Source organism: Subtercola boreus (genome assembly GCF_003399635.1).
Classification (GTDB): domain Bacteria; phylum Actinomycetota; class Actinomycetes; order Actinomycetales; family Microbacteriaceae; genus Subtercola; species Subtercola boreus_B.
On the sequence record NZ_NBXB01000034.1, the window covers coordinates 105962 to 125615 of the forward strand.

The 19654-nt window shown below is 67.3% G+C and carries 11 protein-coding genes; 2 read left to right on the forward strand and 9 right to left on the reverse strand.

The features are described 5' to 3' along the window. Positions 1–23: 23 nt before the first annotated feature. From rpsG to B7R22_RS12665, 6 genes are all read right to left on the reverse strand, one after another. Positions 24–494: a 30S ribosomal protein S7 gene (gene rpsG, locus B7R22_RS12640; RefSeq protein WP_116283902.1), complete on the reverse strand. Its 471-nt coding sequence runs from the start codon at positions 492–494 to the stop codon at positions 24–26. Beyond that, positions 494–868, reverse strand: a complete 375-nt coding sequence (gene rpsL, locus B7R22_RS12645; protein WP_116283903.1) for a 30S ribosomal protein S12 — start codon at positions 866–868, stop codon at positions 494–496. The genes rpsG and rpsL overlap by 1 nt, the downstream gene beginning before the upstream one ends. Positions 869–1221: 353 nt before the next feature. Further along, positions 1222–1779, reverse strand: a complete 558-nt coding sequence (locus B7R22_RS12650) for a hypothetical protein (RefSeq protein ID WP_116412066.1) — start codon at positions 1777–1779, stop codon at positions 1222–1224. Positions 1780–1815: 36 nt separating this feature from the next. Next, positions 1816–3276 carry a hypothetical protein gene (locus B7R22_RS12655; protein WP_116412067.1) on the reverse strand — a complete coding sequence of 487 codons (1461 nt, stop codon included), beginning with the start codon at positions 3274–3276 and terminating at the stop codon, positions 1816–1818. 26 nt (positions 3277–3302) lie between these two features. Further along, positions 3303–5228: a YhgE/Pip family protein gene (locus B7R22_RS12660; RefSeq protein WP_116412068.1), complete on the reverse strand. Its 1926-nt coding sequence runs from the start codon at positions 5226–5228 to the stop codon at positions 3303–3305. Continuing rightward, the gene (locus B7R22_RS12665) at positions 5225–8551 is read right to left on the reverse strand and encodes an MMPL family transporter (protein ID WP_216363446.1); all 3327 of its coding nucleotides are present in this window, start codon (positions 8549–8551) and stop codon (positions 5225–5227) included. Before B7R22_RS12665 ends, B7R22_RS12660 begins: the two co-directional genes overlap by 4 nt. A gap of 171 nt (positions 8552–8722) precedes the next feature. Between B7R22_RS12665 and B7R22_RS12670 the strand changes: the two genes are divergently transcribed. Both B7R22_RS12670 and B7R22_RS12675 read left to right on the forward strand, forming a co-directional pair. Continuing rightward, the gene (locus B7R22_RS12670; protein WP_147305377.1) at positions 8723–9625 is read left to right on the forward strand and encodes a spermidine synthase; all 903 of its coding nucleotides are present in this window, start codon (positions 8723–8725) and stop codon (positions 9623–9625) included. Continuing rightward, positions 9612–10799, forward strand: a complete 1188-nt coding sequence (locus tag B7R22_RS12675; protein ID WP_253259060.1) for an NAD(P)-binding domain-containing protein — start codon at positions 9612–9614, stop codon at positions 10797–10799. The genes B7R22_RS12670 and B7R22_RS12675 overlap by 14 nt, the downstream gene beginning before the upstream one ends. Here the strand turns inward: B7R22_RS12675 and B7R22_RS12680 are convergent. The 3 genes from B7R22_RS12680 to rpoB all read right to left on the reverse strand — a co-directional run bounded on the left by B7R22_RS12680 (position 10792) and on the right by rpoB (position 19413). Next, positions 10792–11904 carry a DUF475 domain-containing protein gene (locus B7R22_RS12680; RefSeq protein WP_253259061.1) on the reverse strand — a complete coding sequence of 371 codons (1113 nt, stop codon included), beginning with the start codon at positions 11902–11904 and terminating at the stop codon, positions 10792–10794. The genes B7R22_RS12675 and B7R22_RS12680 overlap by 8 nt on opposite strands. Positions 11905–11974: 70 nt before the next feature. Beyond that, complete coding sequence (locus tag B7R22_RS12685) at positions 11975–15874, reverse strand: DNA-directed RNA polymerase subunit beta' (RefSeq protein ID WP_116412072.1); 3900 nt, start codon at positions 15872–15874, stop codon at positions 11975–11977. 47 nt (positions 15875–15921) lie between these two features. Further along, entirely contained in the window at positions 15922–19413 is a 3492-nt protein-coding gene (rpoB, locus tag B7R22_RS12690; protein WP_116283911.1) for a DNA-directed RNA polymerase subunit beta, read from the reverse strand. Positions 19414–19654 lie beyond the last annotated feature (241 nt).

Genomic DNA, 19654 nt, shown 5'->3' on the forward strand with positions numbered 1-19654 from the left:
CATCATGCGGGTGAGCCTGCGGCTTACCAGCGGTAGTGCGCGAAGGCCTTGTTCGACTCGGCCATCTTGTGGGTGTCTTCGCGACGCTTGACTGCAGCGCCGAGACCGTTCGACGCGTCGAGGATCTCGTTGGTGAGACGCTCGGTCATCGTCTTCTCGCGACGACCCTTCGCGTAGGTGGTGAGCCAACGAAGAGCCAGCGTGTTCGCGCGGTGAGGCTTGACCTCGACGGGAACCTGGTAGGTCGAGCCACCGACACGGCGGCTCTTGACCTCGATGGTCGGGCGCACGTTGTCGAGCGCCTTCTTGAGGGTCACGACGGCGTCGGCACCGTTCTTGGTCGACACGCCCTCGAGTGCGTCGTAGACGATGCGCTCGGCGAGACCCTTCTTGCCGTCGAGCAGGATCTTGTTGACGAGCTGGCTGACGATCGGGGCGCCGTAGACGGGGTCTGCGACGACGGGGCGCTTGGGAGCGGGTCCTTTACGAGGCATTACTTCTTCTCCATCTTCGCGCCGTAACGGCTGCGAGCCTGCTTGCGGTTCTTGACAGCCTGGGTGTCGAGGGCGCCGCGGACGATCTTGTAACGGACGCCGGGGAGGTCTTTCACACGACCGCCGCGAACGAGCACCATCGAGTGCTCCTGGAGGTTGTGGCCTTCACCGGGAATGTAGGCGGTGACCTCGGTGCCGTTGGAGAGCTTGACGCGGGCGACCTTGCGGAGAGCCGAGTTCGGCTTCTTCGGGGTGGTGGTGTACACACGGGTGCACACGCCGCGCTGCTGCGGGTTTGACTTGAGAGCAGGCGCTTTGGTCTTCGTGACCTTGCGCGAGCGGCCCTTACGGACCAACTGCTGAATGGTAGGCACTACATGACTCCTTGTGTTTACTGCACGGTGACAGCTGCTACTGATGATTAGCATTCGAACGCGTCAAAGCCTGGGCCTTGTCAGTCGAGTTCATTTGGACCTACCTGCAAACACGCGGGACCGAGGTCTCAGGCGCCTGTCGGGGGTAGGTATGCCGTGGGGGCCGAGTCTTCGGGCCGGCGGAACCGGCACCCTTCGATCGAGCCCTGCTTTGTATGATGCATGTCTGGCCCGGAACCGCCCTCCGCTGGTGGGAACCAGAGGCGGGCACAGCACGAGAGCACGACAAAGCGCACACCCCGGAAATGTTACCCGTTGTGACAGCCCGGGTCAAATGGCGGCAGGGCCTTGCACTAACCGCGATAGCCGGTGTTCTGCACCGTGAACGTCTTGCTGCGCTGCCCACCCGTACCGACCAGGGTGATCGTGTAGGTGTGGCTCTGCGCGGGGCACGCGAAGGGGATGGAGATCGACCCGCCCGGGCTCACTTCGGAGTACGGCTCGGCTCGGGCATCGGTCGTGTCGACGCCGACGAAGGCGGTCTCGGCACCGTTGCTCGACCAACTCAGCTGCACGTCGGGCGACGAGGCCGTCGAGCCGGTGGGGCCCTCACCCGGCACCGGGCAGGTGACACTGGCCGTGGCCGAACCCGACCCGAAGGCGGGCTGAGCCGCATCTCCGGCGTCGGACGGACCGGTGGCAGGGGCGCTCGGTGACGGTGCGGTCGGTGTCGGGGCGGTCGTTCGGGGCGTCGGAGGCACGCTCGGCGTCGGGGTCGGGAAGGTGGATGCTGACGCCGATGCGGGCGGGGTGGAACCCGGATTCGGGGGCGCGGCGATCGCGAACCCAATGCCGAGCGCCGCGCCGACCACCACGATGACGCCGAGCACCAGGAACGGGATCTTCTTCACTCTCTGAGCTTAGCTCATTAAGCGAAGACGATTCAGCTAGGTGGTCGGAGCGTACTGCGGCTCCCCCGTCGGGTACTGCGCCACCGGCGTCTCGGCGAGCTTCGTGTCGTACTCCTCCTGGGCGAGTGCGTTCTTCGCCTTGAGTTTGCGACCATGTGAGGCGATCCAGGCCCCTGCCCAGATCGGCACCTCGCGGGCGACCAACGCACCGGCGAGAGTGAGCGGATCCATCACGAGCGACTTCACGAAGCTGGTGATGTCCGAGCCCGACAGAGTCCACGCCTGCACGGCGAGCAGTGCTCCGAGGATCGTGGCGCCGTAGACGACGACACCGATCAGGAAGCCTCCGAGCACGTAGGCCCACCAGCCGGCACGGTTGACGATCACCACGGTGAGGATGAGGGCGAGGGCGAAGAAGATCACCGGAACGTAGAACGCCGGGCTCGCCGCGAACTGGCCCACCACGGAGACCAGTCGCGAGCCGGGCACCGAGAACGCGAGGATCGCGGCTGCCGCAGCGGCGTACACGACGGCGAAGACGAGGGCTGCGAGGAGCGAGACGAGGATGCCGAACCCGCGGTTGCTGCGGCGCTTCGGGGGCGTCAGGATCGGGACGGCGATCGCCGTGGGCGCCGCGAAGGCCGCTACGGGATAGACGCCGTTCGGGCTGACGGCGGCCGTCTCGGCGGAAGCGCCCTGTGCGGGAGCCCCTGCGGTCTGCGACACCGGTGCCGACCCGGACACCGCGGTGTCTGAGGCGGGTGGGGTGCTCTGCGAGGCCGATGCGGGCGGGACAGGAGGCGCGAAGGCGGCGGGTGGCGGGATGAACGCCGCCGCCGGGTACGCGACGGCACCGGTGTCGGCGGCCGACGCTGCGGACTCCGTGGGACTCTGCACGGCGACAGGCGCGGCAGCGGCCGGGGACTCGATCGGGCCGTCTGCAACCGGGGACTCGACAGGAACGCCCGCAACCGGGGACTCGACAGGGGCGCCCGCAGCCGGGGGCTGGACCGGCGCGCCGGTGCCCGTCACCGGAGCCGGATAGCGGGGAACTGTCTCGGGAGTCGCCGCGGGCTGCGCGTAGGCGGCCGACGCGGGTACCTCGTCTGCCGGCACGGACGAGGCAGGCGTCTGCCCACCCGGCGCCTCCCAGTGGGGCGCTGTCTCCGGCACAGCGGGCGCGTCGAAGACCTCCGAGCCCTCCGTGAGGGGTTCGGCGATCGGCGCGGGAGTCGTGGCCGGCACGAAGACCGGCTGAGCGTCGGCCGCGGGGGCCGCGTCGACCGAATCATCCGAACCGACCGACGCATCCGAACCGCCCGACGTATCCGCGCCTCCCGACGCACCGTCGGCGGGGTACTCGGCTTCCGCGTAGACGCTGTCGGCGGAGGGCTCCCCGGCGAAGGCCGGGCCCGGCGCGCCCGGGCCTGCGGGCGGCGGCCCGGCGTTCTCGACCCGGTTCGGGGCGTCGTCTTCGGTGCGGTCGTCTGTACTCATGCGCACACTTTACTCACAGTCGCGCCTCAGCTGAGGGAGGTCACGCTGCGCCGCCGGGAAATCGCGACGAGGGTGAACGCCAGGCCCAGCCCGGTCACCACGACGAGCGTCACGACGACTCCCCCAATTGCCGCTCCACCGTCGGATCCCGCACCGGTGAGGAGTCCCTGCATCCCGCGCACGGCGGCCGAGAGCGGCAGGATCGACGAGAGCGTCTGGAACCAGCCCGGGCTGAGGGCCGCGGGCACCAGGACGCCCGCAGCGGCGACCTGCAAAACGAGGAAGGCGAGCGAGAGCATCCGGCCCACCCGTCCGAACAGCGCGATGAGCCCCTGGTGCACGACGACGAAAGCGACGGAGAGACCCAGCACGAAGAGGGCGCTCCCGAGAGGGTTCGCCGAGGAGACCCCGATCAGCTGCAGCCCGACGATCACGGCGAGCGCCTGCACAACGGCAAGCCCGAGAGCCGGCAGCAGCGACTGCCTCAGGATGCGCCATCCACCCGCCGACGACGACAGCGCCTGCGCCGTGAACGGAGTCAGGAGCAGGTAGAGCGCGAACGCCCCCAACCAGAGCGCGACGGGGATCATCACCGACGCGGTCGCGACCTGGGCACTCGGCAGGGCCTGGCTGTCGGTCACGGTCGTCACCACCGGGGTGGCCACCACCGTGGCGAACGTCGCCTGCTGGTCGGCCGTGTAGCTCGGCACCGCTGCCGCCGCGGAACCGAGGCCGGACGACAGGGTGCCGACTCCCGAGGCCACGCCGGCCGTGCCCTGGACGAGCTGCGGCGCGTACCCGTTCAGCTGTTGGAGCCCGCTGGTCAGTCCCGCCGCGCCCGTGGCTGCCCCGGCGATGCCGGTCACGAGGGCCGGCATGCTGTCGGCGAGAGTGGTCGTGCCCTTCGAGATCAGGGCGTTGCCATCCTTCAACAGCGCCCCTGCCACCGCACCAGCGTCGAGCGAGAGTCCCACGTCGAGGCTTGAGAGGGCGACGTCATCGGACAATTTCTTGATGGCGGCGACCCGCGAGGCCACTTCGGCCGTCGAGAGCTTCGGCAGATCGGTCGACAGGGCGGCGATCTTCACGTTCAGCTCCAGCTGCCGCGCCTCGATGCTGTCCTGCTTCTTCGCCGTGTCGGTGATCCCGTCGGAGAGCAGCGCGCTGCCGTCGCGGGCGACACCGGCGAGTTCGGCCAGTCCGCGGGTGGCGTCGGGCAGAGGTGCGAGCGATGTCGACGCCTTCTCGAGGCCCGAACTGAGGGTCTCGGCGCCTCCGGAGAGCTTGCCGATCCCGTCGGCCATGCCCGCGCCGAGCGTCGACACCTGGCCGGCGACGGTCACGAGCTCTCCGCTCTTCTCCGCGGTGGTCGTCAGCTGGTCGTGGATGCTCGTGAACCCGCCGAGCAGTCCCTTCACGTAGCTCTGGGTCACACTCGCCGAGAGCGCCTCGTTGACGTTCGTCGCGAGTGCCGAGGCGAGCAGGGCGGCCACGTAGCTCTGAGCACCATTGGTCTTCACCTCGAGAGAGGCGGCGGCCGGACTGGTGGTACCGGTCGAGACATAGAGCTCGGAGAAGTTGCTCGGAATCGTGACGACCGCCGAATAGGCGCCCGAGTCGAGGCCCGCTGTGGCGTCGTCGGCGTTGGTGAGCTTCCAGCTGAATCCGCTGCCGGCCTGGCCGCTGATGAGCTGCGTGGTCAGGAGCTTTCCGGCGGGAACCGTCGTCTCGACACCGTTCACCAGAGTCTTGGTCGTGGCGTCGAGGTTCACAATGGCGGCCGGGAGGTTGGGCGCGCCCGTCGCCCCCTCTGCGGTGTTCGAGAAGGCGGAGACGGCGACACCCGCCACGAGCAGCGGTGTCGCAACGGCCAGCACCAGGGCGATCATCCGGGTGACGGATGATCGTGGGGCACGGTCGGCGGACTTCAGGAGTGTCGACAGCATGCTCATACGAGGGCTCCCTGTTCGGTCGGGATCGGTGCGGCAGCGAGCTGCAGGATGACGAGGGAGCGGCCCGTGAGGGACAGGGGTGCGGCCGGGGTGTCGGCGTGCCCGCCCCGGTGAGGATCGAGGATCTGCTGCGGGAACCCGGCAGCGGAGCCCTGGACGGCGCACACCAGTGTCACGTCCCGACCTGCCTGGGCGGCGACCGCGGCGAGGAGCTCGGCGACGAGCGGCGAGGGGAGGGAGCGCAGGTCGATGGCGATCAACTCGGCCGAGGAGGCCAGGGCGAGTGCGACGTCGATGCACCAGCGCGCCGGCACGCCGAGCGCGGTCAGCTGTGTGGACTGGTCGGATGCTGTGGCGGGTGCACCGGCATCTGCCACACCCGCCACCACGTCCTCCAGCACTCGCAGGTGGGCGCCGACCCGCTCGAGTTGCCTGGGCCGTTCGCCTCGCGGGGCGTCGAGCCTCACCTCGCCGAGGAGGTACTCGCCGACCGTCAGCGCAGACCCGTCGGCGTCGACCACCAGCCGGGCGCGCCGACGGAGGGCGGAAGCCTCGAACGGCTGCGGATGACCCAGCACACTGAGGTGACCGGCGAAGCGAGGGAGCCTGCCCGTCAGAGCGGCCAGCACGGCGGCCCCGGCCACATCGGCACCGAGGTGGGACTCGGCACCCGGCTCTTCGAACACCAGCGCGATCCCGCCGGACTCGACGGCGAGGTCGAACGGCTGCTGACCTGCGAGCGTGAGGGATCCGGCCGCGACCGCGTCGGTGATCGCGGGGCGCGGGACGAGTGGAGCGAGCTGCGCTTCCCGGGCGGCCTTCCGGGCAGCTTTCGCCTCGGCTGCGGCGGCTTTTGCGAGCATCCGCCTCTCGGCGGCGGCAGCTGAGCGTGTGACGGGGGCCGGGGCTTCGTCGCGGGCAGCAAGGTTGTGCGCTGTGACGTCGGTGGCAGCATCCGTGGCGCCGGCACTGCCGTCGGCGCCTCCGTCGGTGCGGGCCTCTGTGCTGGCCCCGGTGCTGGCATCGGCACCCGCGGCACCTGCACCCCGATCATCCGGAACCGGAGAGCCGTGCGCGAGCGCGGCCGCCTCGGCATCCCCCGGCCGCCAGTCGCGGGCCGCGATCAGCTCGTGCACCTTCTCGCCCTCGATGTCGACGTTCGGCAGGTGACGACCCAGCCAGGCCGGCAGGTACCAGGCGCGGGTTCCGAGCATGGCCATGACCGCGGGGATGAGGGTCATGCGCACGAGGAACGCGTCGATGAGCACGCCGACAGCCAGCGCGAAGGCGAGCGGCTGCACCGCAGCGCCCGAACCCGGAACGAACGAGGCGAAGACGCTGAACATGATGAGGGCCGCCGCGGTCACCACGCGTGCCGCTGCACTGAAACCGTCGAGAACGGATGCCCGCCCCTCGCCGGTGCGCGAGAACTCCTCGCGCATGCGGGAGACGAGGAAGACGTGGTAGTCCATCGCCAGCCCGAACAGCACGGCCATCACGAGGATCGGCATGAAGCTGATCACCGGCCCGACCTTCTGCACTCCGAGCAGGTCGGCAAGAACACCGTCATTGAAGACCAGCGTCACGACACCGAGAGAGGCGCCGACAGACAGGAGGAAGCCCAGGGTCGCACTGATCGGCACCGCCAGCGAACGGAACACCATCGTCAGCAGCACCAGGCAGAGCCCGACCACGACGAGGGCGAAGATCGGCAGGGCGTCGCCCAGCTGTGTGGAGATGTCGATCGCCACGGCGGTCTGGCCGGTGACCATGTAGGTGAAACCGTTCGCTGCCTCGAACGCAGGGGCGTCGTTGCGGAGGGTCTGGACGAGCTGTTTCGTGGCATCGGAATCGGGGCCACTCGACGGCGTCAGCGAGACGATCGCCATGTCGAGGGCGCTGTTCGGGATGACCGGGCTCACTGAGTCGACGTCGGCGATGCCGGTGAACTGCTTGCCGAGGGCATCGAGCGCAGCCTGCAGGTTCTGGGCCTCGACCGATCCGATGTCCGCAGTGATCAGCAGCGGGCCGTTGAAGCCGGGGCCGTAGCCCGCGTCGAGCAGATCGTAGGCGACACGGGCCTGGGAGCCGGGGGCCTGGTAGCCCGCATCGGGCACGGTGAGAGCGAGGTGGAGCGCCGGGAACGCCAGCGCCAGCAGGGCCAGCGGCACGATGACGACCGTGATCAGCGGTCGACGTGTGACGACCCGCACCCACCGCCTGCCGAGCGTCGGCTTCGTGCCCGGCGCGGGGTTCTGCATCTCCCGTTCGCGCCTCGCGGTTCGGGAATCGGGCCTCGGAACGAGCTTCGTGTTGAGGAGTCCGAGGATGGCGGGCAGCAGGGTGAGCGCCGCGGCGACGGCGAGCAGCACGCCGAACGCCGCACCGAGACCCATGATCGACAGGAACGGGATGTTCACCACCGACAGGCCGATCAGGGCGATGATCACGGTGATGCCGGCGAAGACAACAGCGCTGCCGGCGGTGGAGTTCGCGATGGCCACGGACTCCCGCGCCGGGACGCCGGCCGCGAGTTGGGAGCGGTGCCGCGAGACGATGAAGAGGGAATAGTCGATGCCGACCGCCAAGCCGAGCATCTGGGCGAGGATCGGCGCCGACGAGGAGATCGTCACGAAATCCGAGACGATCGTGATCGACGAGGTCGAGATGGCCACTCCGAAGATCGCGGTGATCAGGGGCATGCCGGCCGCCAGCAGCGAGCCGATGGTGATGGCCAGGATTATCAGGGCGACGACGAGGCTGCCCGCCTCCTGCGACGGGTCCGATGCGGGCTCGAGCGCCTTGACTCCCGCGTAGGCGACGGTCAGGCCGTTCTCGGCGATGCTGTCGCCCATCGACTCGAGGGCCTCGGTGTCGGCGTCGGTGAGATCAGCGGCCGGCACAGAGTAGGCGATCGAGATGTAGGCCATCGAGTTGTCGGGGGCGATCTGCGCGGCAGCGGCGGCCGCCACGGCGGGGGCACCCGAGGTGTCGAACGGATCGGTGACACTCGACTGGCCGGGCAGCGTCTTCATCTGCGCCGCCACACCGGAGATCTGCGATTCGAAGCTCCGTATGCTCTGCCCGGAGGGTGCGACGAAGATGACCTTGGAGCTGCCGCCGTTGGCTGCGGGGAACCGGCTGCCGAGCAGATCGATGGCTGTCTGCGACTGCGTTCCCGGGATCTCGACCGCAGCCGAACCCTTGCCGGGGAAGGCGAGGGCGCCGCCCACGGCGGCCACCACGATCAGCAGCCACACACCCATGACGAGGAAGTGTCTCCGGGCTGCGAACGCGCCGATCCGATACAGCAGTACAGCCATCATGGCCCCCGTCAGATGGCACCCAGCGAGGGTCATACCAGGCGATGACTTCGGAAGTCGGGGTGCTCAACGCTCAAGATAGCGGACAGCCAAGTTGAGAAGCAAAAACAGACAGCGAGGTTCACCCGAAGGTGGGGCGCGCGCCCGGCTGCGCACCATAGGCTGGTGCGGATGATTCCCCCGGTGCACCGCCGACTCCGCCTGAGCGGGCTGGCCGCGGAACTGCGCGCCGACGATCTCGGTGGCGCGGGCTTCACCCTCTACATCGGTGACGAACAGCAGTCGCACGTCTTCACGGGCGACCCCCTGGAGCTGCGGTTCGACTACCTCCGCCGCATCGCGAACCTCGCCGGCCTGCTCGCACCGGCGGGCGTTCCGCTCCGGGTGCTGCATCTCGGTGGAGGCGCCCTGACGCTGGCCCGCCACCTCGCGCTGGCCCGTCCGGGTTCGCCGCAGACCGTGATCGAATACGAGTCCGACCTGTTCGACTTCGTGACCGAGGTGGCGCCGCTGCCGCCTGGCACCGAGCTCCGGGTGATCATCGCCGACGCTCGCGAGGGGCTGCACCGCGCATCCGGAACCGACGGCTACGACCTCATTGTCGCCGACGTCTACCTCGGCTCGACGACACCGGCCCACCTGACGAGTGTGGAGTTCTACCGCGACGTCGCGGCGCTGCTCAGCACCGGCGGGGTCCTCGCCGTCAACGTGGCCGACGATGCGGGCCTGCCTGTCGCCCGGGCGGCCGCCGCGACGCTCGCGGAGGTGTTCCCGACGGTCCTGGTCGCCGGCGCGTCGGGACTCACCGACCAGCTCGACGAGGGCAACGCCGTGCTGTTCGCCTCCCGTTGGCGTGGCCTCGCCTCGCTGCAGGCCGGGCTCCAGGCGGCAGGCCCGCACCCGAGCGGACTGGTGGGTGCCGACCGCCTGGCCGCCTTCATCGGTGCTGCGCGCCCGGTGCGGGATGCTGCCGTGTCGGGTTCCCGCGCGGGGAACCGCCGCGCGCGGGTCACCGGGAAGGCTCCAGATGCCCGTGGGCGGACAGCCGAGGATGCTCCGGATGCCCATGGCTGAGCCGCACTCCCCCGGCGCCGCCGGCCCGGCCGACGGCTCCCCTCTGCCTGCCATCCCCGCGCACGCCCGGGTGGTGGTGGTCGGTGCCGGGCAGGCGGGGCTCTCGGTGGCCCACCACCTGGCGCACGGAGGTCTGGCGCCCGGTCAGGATCTGGTCGTGCTCGACCGATCCCCCGCCGCCGGGGGTGCGTGGCAGTTCCGCTGGGAGTCGTTGCGGCTCGGCACCGCCCACCGGGTCAACGATCTGCCCGGCATGCGGGAACTCGGGCTGAGCTTCGAGACCGCAGACCAGGGCCGCGCGGCGCGCGACGTGGTGGGTGAGTACTACGCGGAGTACGAGCGGCACTTCGGGCTCGCTGTGTTCCGGCCGGTGGCGGTGACGTCGGTGCGGGAGGCCGCCCGGGGCGCTCCCCGGTCGGGGTCCCTTCGCATTGACTACCTTCGCGGGGTGGGCGACGACGCGACCCGCGGCACCGTCATCGCCGACGTGCTGGTCAACGCGACCGGCACCTGGGGTGCACCGATCCGCCCGTACATCCCCGGAATCGAGACGTTCCGCGGCCGGCAGCTGAGCACCCCCGAGTACCGTTCGGCCGCCGAGTTCAGGGGCCAGCGGGTGATCGTGGTCGGCGGAGGAACCTCCGCCGTGGGCTTCGTGCTCGAGCTGGAGGGGATCGCGGCATCCACCACCTGGGTCACCCGCCGCCCGGTCGCGTTCGCGAGCGACGAGCCGGGTGAGGCGAGCGCGAGCATCGAGGGCCGGCTCGCCGCGGTCGCACAGCAGAACGACGCGGCACGGGCCGGCCGCGTGCTGCCCAGCATCATCAGCGGCACCGGCCTGCCCGCCACCGCCCGCAACCTGGGCGCGGCCCGGCGGGGCGTTCTGGTGGCGCGGCCCCCGTTCACCAGCATCGAACCGGGTGGCGTGCGCTTCGCCGACGGCAGCTTCGAGCCGGCCGACGTCATCATCTGGGCCACGGGCTTCCGGTCGGAGCTCGGCCATCTCGACACCCTGGGCCTCCGGGAGCCGGGCGGCGGAGTGGCCGCGACGGAGGGCCGGGCCGTGCGCAACCCCCGGGTGTTCCTCGCAGGCTACGGGCCGCAGGCGTCGACGATCGGCGCGAACCGTGCGGGCCGGCTGGTGGCGCTTCAGGTGCTGGAAGCGCTCAGCTGACCGTCACCGGCTCGGCGGCATCGCTCGCTCCGATGCGCCGATTGCGCACGATGCTCGACAGGAATCCCGCCCCGATGAACACGATGCCCACGAGCCCGGTGACGATGTCGGGGATGTCAGCCCTGATCGAGACGAGCAGGATGACCGCCAGCGCTCCGACCGCCCAGAGCGCTCCGTGTTCGAGGTAGACGAACTGGCTGAGGGTGCCCTGGCGCACCAGGAAGATCGTGAGCGACCGGATGAACATCGCCCCGACACCGAGCCCGATGGCGATCACGATCGGGTCTGACGTGATGGCGAAGGCGCCGATGACGCCGTCGAACGAGAAACTCGCATCCAGGACCTCGAGGTAGAGGAAGAGGAAGAACGCCGCACGCCCCACGACGACCTTGACCTGCCGACCGGGCTTGACGGGGTCGATGTCCTCGCCGCCGCCCTCCTCGGCCGTCTGCTCGAACACCTTGCCGAGGGCGGTGACGAGCAGGAACGATCCGATGCCGATCACGCCGCTCAGCAACACCGTGCCGGGGTCTTCGGCCACGAACTGGGAGACCAGCACGAGCACGATGATCGAGACGATCACGCTTGCCCCCGGAACCCGTCCGATGGTCTGCAGCACTTTCTCGACCGGCTTGATCCAGAGCACTTCGCGTTCGTCGAACATGAAGTCGAGGAACAGCATCAGCAGGAACATCCCGCCGAAACCGGCGATCGCCGGGTGAGCTGCGTTCAGGATGAAACCGTAGGTGCCCGGAACCGCCGGGTCACCCTTCTCGAACGCCAACTGCACGGCCTGCACCGGCCCGAGCCCGGCCGTCACCGCCACGACGAGGAACGGGAAGACCAGCCGCATGCCGAAGACCGCGATGATGACACCGACCGTGAGGAAGATGCGCTGCCAGGCCGCGTTCATGCGCTCGAGGATGGTGGCGTTGACCACCGCGTTGTCGAACGAGAGCGAGATCTCGAGCACGCTCAGCACCACCACAAGCACAAGGGCTGCGGGGCCGCCGTAGAGAAAACCGAGCGCGAGGCCCACCAGGAGCACGGCGAACGACCAACCGAAGTTCTTCAGCACGTGCATCCTGTCAGAGTCATCAGGCAAGTCTAGGTGCCGAACGAAGAAGGGCCCCCTCACCGAAGTGAGAGGGCCCTTCCGATCACGCTGCCAGCGCCTAGTTGTAGGTACCGGGCGTGTAGTCGTCACTCGAGAAGCTGTCGAAGTCGACGAACGACAGGTCAGCCTCCGAGAACACCGCGTCATCGGTGAAGATACGGTTCGGGTAGCGCTCGGCCTTGGCCTCCTCGGTTGCCTCAACGGTGACGTTGCGGTACTTCTGGAGTCCGGTTCCGGCCGGGATGAGCTTTCCGATGATGACGTTCTCCTTGAGCCCGACCAGCGGGTCGCTCTTGCCCTCCATGGCGGCCTGCGTGAGAACACGCGTGGTCTCCTGGAAGGAAGCGGCGGAGAGCCAGGACTCGGTCGCGAGCGAGGCCTTGGTGATACCCATGACCTCCTGGCGGGCCGAAGCGGTCTTGCGACCCTCGGTCAGCGCCTCGCGGTTGAGGATGTTGTAGCGCTGGCGGTCGACGAGCTCACCGGGGAGCAGGTCGGTGTCACCGTGGTCGACGACAGTCACCTTGCGGAGCATCTGGCGAACGATGACCTCGATGTGCTTGTCGTGGATCGGTACACCCTGCGAACGGTAGACGCCCTGCACACCGCCGACGAGGTGCTCCTGCACGGCGCGGACGCCTCGAACCCGGAGAACCTCCTTCGGGTCGATCGCACCGATGTGCAGCTGCGTTCCGAGCTCCACGTGGTCGCCGTCCTCGATGAGGAGGCTCGCACGCTTCAGCACCGGGTAGGCGATGGCCTCGTCGCCGTTGTCGGGCGTGAGGATCAGCTTGCGGCTGCGGTCGGTGTCTTCGATGGTGATGCGGCCAGCAGCTTCTGCGATGGGCGACGCACCCTTGGGGGTACGCGCTTCGAAGAGCTCCTGCACGCGGGGCAGACCCTGCGTGATGTCGTCGGCCGATGCGGAACCACCCGTGTGGAAGGTACGCATGGTCAGCTGGGTACCGGGCTCACCGATCGACTGTGCGGCGATGATGCCGACGGCCTCTCCGATGTCCACCAGCAGACCGGTGGCGAGCGAGCGGCCGTAGCAGGCAGCACACACACCGACGGCCGACTCGCAGGTCAGCACCGAGCGCACCTTGATGTTCTCAACCCCTGCCTCGACCAGCTTGTCGATCAGCACATCGCCGATGTCCTCGCCGGCCTCCGCGATGACGGTGCCCGAGGCATCCACCGCGTCAGCAGCAAGGCTCCGTGCGAACACGGAGTTCTCGACGTTCGAGTCCTTCACCAGCACACCGGCAGCGTCATGCGCCGCGATGGCCAGGTCGAGGCCCTTGGTGGTGCCGCAGTCGTCTTCACGGATGATGACATCCTGCGAGACATCCACCAGACGACGGGTGAGGTACCCGGAGTCAGCGGTACGCAGAGCGGTGTCGGCGAGTCCCTTTCGAGCACCGTGCGTCGCGATGAAGTACTCAGCAACACTGAGCCCCTCACGGTACGACGAGATGATCGGGCGAGGGATGATCTCACCCTTCGGGTTGTTCACCAGGCCTCGCATACCCGCGATGTTGCGGATCTGCAGCCAGTTACCACGAGCACCCGACGTCACCATGCGGTTGATGGTGTTGTTCGCCGGGAAGTTCGCCTGCATGGCCTCAGCGACGTCTTCGGTCGCCTTGGTCCAGATCTGGATCAATTCCTGGCGACGCTCGGCGTCGGTGGTCAGACCCTTCTCGTACTGCGTCTGCACCTTGGCGGCGAGCTTCTCGTACGTCGCAACGATCTCGCGCTTGTTCGGCGGGGTCAGAACGTCGGAGAGAGCAACGGTGACGCCTGAGCGGGTGGCCCAGTAGAAACCGGCATCCTTGATGCGGTCGAGCGCTGCAGCAACCTCGACCTTCGGGTACCGCTCGGCGAGGTCGTTGACGATGGCCGAGATCTGGCCCTTGTCTGCGACGGCTTCGACGTACGGGTAGTCGGTCGGCAGCGTCTCGTTGAAAAGCGCGCGACCGAGAGATGTCTCGACCAGCGTGACACCGGGGGCGTGGTTGCCCTCGGCCAGCACGGCGTTCTCGGGAGCTTCACCCTCAGCGAAGGTGATGTTCTCGAGGCGGATGCGCACCTTGGCGTTGAGGTCGAGGGTGCCCTGGTCCTTCGCCAGGATGGCCTCGGCAACGCTCGAGAACGCACGGCCCTCACCGACGACACCCTCGCGGAGAGTCGTCAGGTGGTGCAGGCCGATGATCATGTCCTGTGTGGGCAGGGTCACCGGGCGGCCGTCGGACGGCTTCAGGATGTTGTTCGACGCGAGCATCAGGATGCGCGCCTCGGCCTGGGCCTCCACCGACAGCGGAAGGTGCACGGCCATCTGGTCGCCGTCGAAGTCCGCGTTGAACGCGGTGCAGACGAGCGGGTGCAGCTGGATCGCCTTGCCCTCGACGAGCTGGGGCTCGAAAGCCTGGATGCCCAGTCGGTGGAGCGTGGGTGCACGGTTCAGCATCACGGGACGCTCGCGGATGATCTCCTCGAGCACATCCCACACCTGGGGACGGCTCCGCTCGACCATACGCTTCGCGGCCTTGATGTTCTGAGCGTGGCTCAGGTCGATCAGGCGCTTGATCACGAACGGCTTGAACAGCTCCAGAGCCATCTGCTTGGGCAGACCGCACTGGTGCAGCTTCAGCTGGGGGCCACCGATGATGACCGATCGGCCCGAGTAGTCCACGCGCTTGCCGAGCAGGTTCTGGCGGAAACGACCCTGCTTTCCCTTGAGCATGTCGCTCAGGGACTTCAGGGCACGGTTGCCGGTACCCGTGACGGGGCGACCACGGCGACCGTTGTCGAACAGTGCGTCGACGGCCTCCTGCAGCATCCGCTTCTCGTTGTTGACGATGATCTCGGGGGCACCGAGGTCAAGGAGACGACGAAGGCGGTTGTTGCGGTTGATCACGCGGCGGTACAGGTCGTTGAGGTCGGAGGTCGCGAAGCGGCCACCATCCAGCTGCACCATCGGGCGGAGCTCCGGCGGGATCACGGGGACCACGTCGAGAACCATCGCGGCCGGCGAGTTGCCGGTGATCAGGAACGAGTTGACGACCCGGAGGCGCTTGATGGCGCGGATCTTCTTCTGGCCCTTGCCCTCGGAGATCTGCAGGTGCAGCGTGTCAGATTCGGTCGCGAGGTCGAAGGCCTCGAGGCGCTTCTTGATCGCCTCGGCACCCATGTAGGCCTCGAAGTACTGGCCGTAGCGGTCCTGCAGCTCGTGGAACACGGAGTCTTCGGGCTTCAGCTCGCCGACCTTGAGGCTGCGGAAGTCCTCCCACACACGCTCGAGCTGGGCGATCTGCTCGTCGAAGGACTTGCGGGCCTGGCCCATCTCCTTCTCGGCGCCGTCTTTCGTACGACGCTTCTGGTCGCTCTTGGCGCCCTCTGCCTCGAGGGCAGCCAGGTCGTTCTCGAGCTTCTGGAGACGGTCGGCGATCCGGCTGTCGCGCTGGTCGCTGAGGGCCTTGATCTCGAGCCGGAGCTCGTTCTCGAGGCCGGGCATGTCTTCGTGACGGCCATCCTCGTCGACCGAGATGATCATGTAGGCCGCGAAATAGATGACCTTCTCGAGGTCCTTCGGAGCCATGTCGAGCAGGTAGCCGAGGCGGGATGGAACGCCCTTGAAGTACCAGATGTGCGTGACGGGGGCAGCGAGCTCGATGTGGCCCATGCGCTCACGGCGCACCGACGACTTCGTGACCTCGACACCGCAGCGCTCACAGACGATGCCCTTGAAGCGCACTCGCTTGTACTTGCCGCACGAGCACTCCCAGTCACGGCTCGGCCCGAAGATCTGCTCTCCGAAGAGGCCGTCCTTCTCGGGCTTCAGCGTGCGGTAGTTGATCGTCTCGGGCTTCTTGACCTCACCGTGCGACCACTTGCGGATGTCGTCAGCCGTAGCGAGACCGATCCGCAGTTCGTCAAATGTTGTAACGTCGAGCAATTTTTTCTTCTCTCCTGGAAAAACGTCAGCTAAAGAGGGGGTGAGGTTTAGATGTCATCAATCGACGAGTTCTCGAACCGCGTGGAGATGTTGATGCCGAGCTCTTCCGCAGCGCGGAACACCTCGTCATCGGTGTCGCGCAGGCTGACCGCGGTGCCGTCGGCAGACAGCACTTCCACGTTCAGGCAGAGCGACTGCATCTCCTTGATGAGCACCTTGAAGGACTCGGGAATGCCCGGCTCCTGGATGTTCTCACCCTTGACGATCGCTTCGTACACCTTCACGCGGCCGAGGATGTCATCCGACTTGATCGTCAGGAGCTCCTGCAGTGCGTATGCGGCGCCGTAGGCCTCGAGCGCCCACACTTCCATCTCACCGAAGCGCTGCCCACCGAACTGTGCCTTACCACCCAGCGGCTGCTGCGTGATCATGGAGTACGGACCGGTCGAACGAGCGTGGATCTTGTCGTCGACGAGGTGGTGGAGCTTCAGGATGTACATGTAGCCGACCGAGATGGGCTCGGGGAACGGCTCGCCGGAGCGGCCGTCGAAAAGCGTCGCCTTGCCGGTGCCGTTGATGAGACGGTCGCCGTCGCGGGTCACGAGGGTCGAGTCGAGCAGACCACCGATCTCCTCCTCGAGCGCGCCGTCGAACACCGGGGTCGCGACCTTGGTGTTCGGGGCAGCCTCGTGCGCGGCCTCAGGGAGACGGCCGGCCCACTTGTTGCTCTTGCCCTCGACCTTCCAGCCCTGCTTGGCGATCCAGCCCAAGTGGATCTCGAGAACCTGGCCGAAGTTCATCCGTCCCGGGATACCGAGCGGGTTCAGGACCACGTCGACGGGTGTGCCGTCAGCGAGGAACGGCATGTCCTCCACCGGCAGGATCTTCGCGATGACGCCCTTGTTGCCGTGGCGGCCCGCGAGCTTGTCACCCTCGGTGATCTTGCGCTTCTGGGCGATGTAGACGACCACGCGCTGGTTGACGCCGGAACCGAGCTCGTCGTCGTTCTCGGCAGAGAACTCCTTGACGGCGATGATGGTTCCGCGCTCACCGTGGGGCACCTTGAGGCTGGTGTCGCGCACTTCGCGGCTCTTCTCGTTGAAGATCGCGCGGAGCAGGCGCTCCTCGGCACTCAGCTCGGTCTCACCCTTGGGTGTGACCTTGCCGACGAGGATGTCGCCGGGGCGGACCTCTGCGCCGATCCGGATGATTCCACGCTCGTCGAGGTCGGCGAGCAGCTCCGGGCTGACGTTCGGGAGGTCACGGGTGATCTCCTCCTTGCCGAGCTTGGTGTCGCGGGCATCCACTTCGTACTCTTCGATGTGAATGCTCGACAGAGTGTCGTCCTTCACCAGGTTCTGGCTGAGGATCATCGCGTCTTCGAAGTTGTAACCCTCCCACGGCATGAACGCCACGAGGAGGTTCTTGCCGAGCGCGAGCTCACCGTTCTCGGTGGCGGGGCCATCGGCGATGACCTCTCCGACCTCGACGCGGTCACCCTCGTTGACGATGACGCGCTGGTTGTAGCTCGTGCCCTGGTTCGAGCGGTCGAACTTGCGGAGGTAGTAGGTCTCGACCCCGCCCTCGTCGAGCAGAACGGAGACGGCGTCAGCCGACACCTCCTGCACGACACCGGCGTGCTGGGTGGTGACCACGTCACCGGCGTCGACGGCCGCGAAGCCCTCCATACCGGTTCCGACCAGGGGGCTGTCGCTCATCAGGAGCGGCACGGCCTGGCGCTGCATGTTCGCACCCATGAGGGCGCGGTTCGCATCGTCGTGCTCGAGGAAGGGGATGAGGGATGTCGCGACGGAGACCATCTGGCGCGGGGAGACATCCATGTAGCCGATGTCCTCGATGGGGAAGAGGTCGACCTCTCCACCCTTCTTGCGGGCGAGCACGCGGGGCTCGGCGAAGCGGGCCTCCTTGGTGAGCGGTGCGTTGGCCTGGGCCACCACGTACTCATCCTCTTCGCTCGCGGTGAGGTAGTCGATGGTCTCCGAGACGACGCCGTCGATGACACGACGGTACGGGGTCTCGATGAAACCGAACGAGTTGATGCGGGCGAACGACGCCAGCGAACCGATCAGGCCGATGTTCGGGCCCTCAGGGGTCTCGATGGGGCACATACGGCCGTAGTGGCTGGGGTGCACATCGCGCACCTCGACGCCGGCACGCTCACGGGACAGACCACCCGGGCCGAGCGCAGACAGTCGACGCTTGTGCGTCAGGCCTGCGAGGGGGTTGTTCTGGTCCATGAACTGCGACAGCTGGGAGGTACCGAAGAACTCCTTGATCGCGGCGACGACGGGGCGCACGTTGATCAGGGTCTGCGGGGTGATCGCCTCGATGTCCTGCGTGGTCATCCGCTCTCGCACCACCCGCTCCATACGGGACAGACCCGTGCGGACCTGGTTCTGGATGAGCTCGCCGACGGCACGGATGCGACGGTTGCCGAAGTGGTCGATGTCGTCGATGTCGAGACGGATCTCCACAGCCTTGCCACCGCGGGTACCCGGGAGCGTGGTCTGGTTCTCGTGGAGGGCCACGAGGTACTTGATCGTCGCGATGATGTCGGCGTTCGTCAGAACGGAGTTCGACAGCTCGCTCTCGAGACCGAGCTTGCGGTTGATCTTGTAACGACCCACCTTCGCGAGGTCGTAGCGCTTCGGGTTGAAGTAGAAGTTGTCGAGCAGCGCACGCGCGGCCTCGGCGGCAACCTGCTCGCCCGGGCGGAGCTTCCGGTAGATGTCCTTGAGGGCTTCTTCCTTCGTCAGGATGGAGTCCTTCTCGAGGGTCGCCTCGATGGAGGAGTAGCCCTTGAACTGCTCGAGAATCTCCTCGCTCGTGAGGCCGAGGGCCTTCAGGAACACGGTGACGCTCTGCTTGCGCTTGCGGTCGATGCGTACGCCCACCTGGTCGCGCTTATCGATCTCGAACTCGAGCCATGCTCCGCGGCTCGGGATGACGCGGGCCGAGTAGATGTCCTTGTCGGAGGTCTTCTCGAGCTGGCGGTCGAAGTACACACCCGGGCTCCGGACGAGCTGGGAGACGACGACACGCTCGGTGCCGTTGATGATGAACGTTCCCTTTTCGGTCATCAGGGGGAAGTCGCCCATGAAGACGGTCTGGGTCTTGATCTCACCGGTGAGGTGGTTCATGAACTCGGCCTCGACGTAGAGCGGGGCGGCGTAGGTCTTGCCGCGCTCCTTGCACTCGTCGATGGTGTACTTCTCGGGCTCGAGGAACGGGCTCGTGAAGCTGAGCTGCATGGTCTCGCCGAGGTCTTCGATCGGGGAGATCTCCTCGAAGATCTCATCGAGGCCAGAGTGCTCAGGAAGGTCTTTACGACCCTGCTCCTTCGCTTCAGCGACGCGTGCCTTCCACACGTCGTTGCCCACGAGCCAGTCGAAGCTCTCGGTCTGCAAGGCAAGCAGATCGGGAACAGTCAGGTTGTCAGAAATTTTGGCGAACGAGAGACGCGATGCTCCGCGACCGTTCTTGGGTGTGGTGGTGGTTGCGTTGCTCGCAGCAGCCAAGGAAATAACCTCCGTGGACCCCGTCGGGTCTCAGTACTGGGTTTACTTTTGGTCGAACTCGCCAGACCCTCGAACAAAACCCGCCTGCCTTGTGATGTGCAGAGGGGTTTTGGAGTGATGCTGCGGAGTCGCCTGACGAAGACGATTCTGCAGCGCGAGCCAACCGCAATATGAAGGCATAGGAGTACTGGGAGCGCAAAGATCAACTATATGCCGTTCCCGGCCCGCTGTCCACTCGAAT